A 3504-nucleotide genomic window follows, 5' to 3' on the forward strand; every position below is an offset into this window, starting at 1 on the left:
AAAACCGCCGCTCAAGAATCTTCCGGAAGATGTGACTCAGAAATCACAGCTGAACAAATCGTTGATCTGTTTTGCTGGGTTATGGCTGCGACAGAAGGGGAATTACAACCGCTGATTTTTGAACCGCCAGTCGGGAGTTATGAGTTGTCATTAATCAATGAGAACTGCATTGATTATCTCTCTGTCTGGATCCTGGACGGCTATCCGGTAGCTGCTGCTGCACCAGTAGATAATTTTTTTCGCACAATTACGCCAGTAAGTATCAAATAAGGGGAATATTATGATCAGTTTTGCTAATCGTTATCGCGCACCGTCCTCTATTCGTCAGAATCGTCCGCTGACTAATGATGAATTACAGCGCATTGTACCCAGTGCATTCTCTTCTGAAAAACATGATTCACGTTCAGAACGCTATACCTATATTCCAACTATTGAAATACTGGACCGTCTGCGTGAAGAAGGCTTTCAACCTTTTTATGCAACCCAATCCCGTACACGAAATATTGAAAAGCGTGAGTTCACAAAACACTTATTACGTCTACGTCGCCATGATCAGATTGCGGGGAAAGAAGTCCCAGAGATTATTTTGCTGAACAGTCACGATGGTTCCAGTAGCTATAAAATGATTCCAGGTATGTTCCGCCAGATTTGTACCAATGGTCTGGTAGCATGGAAAGATTTCGGCGAAATTAGAGTGCCACATAAAGGTGATATTGTCGGACAGGTTATTGAAGGTGCATACACTGTGATGGATACGTTCGATACCGTGATTGAAAATATTGATATCATGAAAGGTATTCAGTTGACTGAGCCGGAGCAACGTTTGTTAAGCATTGCCGCACTTGAGTATAAATATGATGGTACTCATTCACCTGTGACACCTGACCAGTTATTACAGGCTCGCCGTTGGGAAGACAGAGGCTTAGATTTGTGGAGTACATTTAACCGTATTCAGGAGAACGTAATCAAAGGCGGGATTTCAGGAAAGACAGCAAAAGGAAAAAGAACAAAAACACGGGAGGTTACTGGCATAGATGGCGATGTGAAACTTAATCAGGCCCTCTGGAAAATGGCAGAAGAATTTGCAAGGTTGAAAGCCTGATAAAAATCCGCTCGCAAGAGCGGTTTTTTTTGATTAATTTTTTCTTACGTTTATTTCTTTTGTTCTGTCCATCGGAGGTAGGGCGACTACGCTTGATGTACCATCGATGACCATTTTTCTTGCAAGCAAAATACGATAGATATTTTTTATTTCTGAAGCATAGGCTCGACGTTTTTTTATCATCGTATCCCGCGGCCCCGTATTATACATTCCAACGCTGTCCCAGTTTTTTCCGTAGGACTGGAAGTTGTGTGCCAGAACCCATGCTCCCGAGTAAACACATATACATGGATCCTTTAATAGTCGCTCGCGGGTAATATTAAACTTTTTAAGTTTATTGTAATGATAACTGTTCACCTGCATTCCGCAGACATCTTCTGAACCGTCTCTGTTTGACCCATTAACAGCTGCTGGTTTAAGACGGCTCTCTTTAATTGAAATTGCCATAAGAAGCAGCGGATCTATTTGATAGTCTTTCCCCGCCTGGTCAAAACACATCTGTGGAGTGGCCGTTGCTGATAGTGAAAACGCCAGCAATAAGACAGGGGTGTTTGATATTTTCATTCAATAAGCCTTATGTCTCTCATAAGCACTGACATGCAATGCAATAAAAAATACCCCGCCAGATCATTTGAATCAAGATAATTTCCTACAAACGCGCGTAAGCGCTCCAAATCATGCATTTAGCTACAACCTCAAATACCAGAATCAACCTGTTCACAGTTATTATCTTGCCGCTCTTTGCTAACCCGTTAAAACATCACACCCCACGCAAGATTTCATCTTGCAGATTTTTCCTTTAATTTCATCACGCTAATATAGGCCATAATGCGGAATGTAAGAATATGAGGCTAAATGGTGTGTGGATTAACACACATTGCAGTGCTGTTACCCCACACATTGCAGTGCCTGATTAACACACCTCCCAGTGCCTGATTAAGCACCGTAAAGTGTGGGGATTGTGTGTATCCAAATAATAGAGTAACTTAAAACGCAGTAGTGCTTGATCCACACACATAATGGTGCCGTATCAGCACACCTGATAGTGCCGTATGCACACACATAATACTGCCAGATTACGACAGACAGAAAAGCTCATTTAGATTTTTAAGCCGTATAAAGGCTTTAAAATCAAAGCTGCCTGATGTATTAAATCTGTCTAAACAGGATAGAACAGTGCCGGATACGGCACTGCATGAAATGTTCAGGAAAATATTATGCCGCGTAAGAACATCTACTTCAAAGATAAAATTGACAGAGAGATTCAGGATATTGTTGATATAGAGTTACAGAAAGGGGCAACCGGCTCTGAAACGAACTACTCATCAACAGTTAACGAACTCGTTCGCCTCGGGCTCATGGTTCACAAATCAAAAGAAGAAGGTTCAACATTCGATCTCGATGGTTTCAGGCGTGACCTTATCAGGAAAGTATCAGGCTCCAGAGAAGGTATGATGATATTAACAGCTCTTGTGTCAGAAATTTATGTCAACCTTAAAGGACCACAGGCGGGGGTGTCACTGGATGACCTCATCAATAATAACATAAGCGCCATTAACGATGCCGAAGATGAGGCCGACAGAAAACACTTTATCATCGATGAAAAATAATCATGAAGCCGGGAAGAACCGGCTTCATCGATCACTGAGCGCTGTCTTTATCCCATGACAGCGTGCTCTTTTCTGCTTCAGATATTTTTTCTTTTAAAAACACTTCAAATTCCAGACATAAGACTTTCAATGCCTGCGCATCCTCATTCTGGTCAAGAATCTTTTCTGTGAAATACCCCAGCGTATTCATCAGCCTTGTAAGCATTTCATCATTAAGGCTTCGCTTATGAACCCTTGCCATTGTACGAATCTCTTCTGCAAGATTCTCTGGAATACGCATACTATAACCAGTTGTTTTGCCAGGAAGTAAAACACGCTCTCCTTCTCGCCACATCCACAAACGCTCTGAATAGGTGTCAGATTCTGTATTTTCCTCCACATTACCTTTTTCATTATCAAGCAGATGACTAAGCCAGCTTTCGAATCTGACAGCCAGCTCTATTAAACGTTCACCCTCTGCCGTTCTAATCACCGGGTTATTTGGCTGGTAATTCAATGACAATAACAACCTTGCGATAATTTCATCATTAACACTTCGCTTACCTAATCTGGCACATATTCTAAGCTCCATAAGCAAATTATCCGGGGCACGCAACCTCCACTCAACAGCCTCACCCGGCTGAAACTTACGCGGCCTGCCACGACCTTCCCACATTTTCTCTTTTACTTTCATTGTTATAGATCTCGCAAGCAACACATCGACAGTCTGGAAGACAACCCTACTCGACTTACATATTAGGAATATTCCCAAAAACTTTTAACAGTGTGACATATGTCACGGTTTTTTTTTTT

General features: G+C 41.9%; 5 protein-coding genes. 3 read left to right on the top strand and 2 right to left on the bottom strand.

The genetic code is table 11. From position 1 onward, the window contains the following. A partial coding sequence (locus tag FDW94_RS18530; RefSeq protein ID WP_249358633.1) for a hypothetical protein occupies nt 1-270 on the top strand: 270 nt, incomplete at its 5' end. Nucleotides 271-280: 10 nt separating this feature from the next. Further along, nucleotides 281-1102 (top strand): DUF932 domain-containing protein, encoded by an 822-nt coding sequence (locus FDW94_RS18535; protein WP_137378065.1) that lies wholly within the window; start codon nt 281-283, stop codon nt 1100-1102. Between the two features lie 33 nt (nt 1103-1135). Here FDW94_RS18535 and FDW94_RS18540 read toward each other — a convergent pair whose 3' ends face one another. Next, on the bottom strand, nt 1136-1666 hold the full coding sequence (locus tag FDW94_RS18540) for a lytic transglycosylase domain-containing protein (protein ID WP_137378066.1): 531 nt from the start codon (nt 1664-1666) through the stop codon (nt 1136-1138). A 653-nt stretch (nt 1667-2319) separates the two neighbouring features. Between FDW94_RS18540 and FDW94_RS18545 the strand changes: the two genes are divergently transcribed. Continuing rightward, on the top strand, nt 2320-2712 hold the full coding sequence (locus FDW94_RS18545) for a relaxosome protein TraM (protein ID WP_103771730.1): 393 nt from the start codon (nt 2320-2322) through the stop codon (nt 2710-2712). Nucleotides 2713-2743: 31 nt separating this feature from the next. Here the strand turns inward: FDW94_RS18545 and FDW94_RS18550 are convergent, their stop codons facing one another. Continuing rightward, complete coding sequence (locus tag FDW94_RS18550; protein ID WP_137378067.1) at nt 2744-3385, bottom strand: Arc family DNA-binding protein; 642 nt, start codon at nt 3383-3385, stop codon at nt 2744-2746. Nucleotides 3386-3504: the final 119 nt, after the last annotated feature.

The sequence above is a fragment of the Citrobacter sp. wls757 genome (assembly GCF_005280935.1).
GTDB lineage: Bacteria > Pseudomonadota > Gammaproteobacteria > Enterobacterales > Enterobacteriaceae > Citrobacter > Citrobacter portucalensis.

Coding starts and splice junctions, on each gene's coding strand:
- FDW94_RS18540 (WP_137378066.1), bottom strand. CDS start 1,666: ATGAAAATATCAAACACCCCTGTCTTATTGCTGGCGTTTTCACTATCA.
- FDW94_RS18535 (WP_137378065.1), top strand. CDS start 281: ATGATCAGTTTTGCTAATCGTTATCGCGCACCGTCCTCTATTCGTCAG.
- FDW94_RS18545 (WP_103771730.1), top strand. CDS start 2,320: ATGCCGCGTAAGAACATCTACTTCAAAGATAAAATTGACAGAGAGATT.
- FDW94_RS18550 (WP_137378067.1), bottom strand. CDS start 3,385: ATGAAAGTAAAAGAGAAAATGTGGGAAGGTCGTGGCAGGCCGCGTAAG.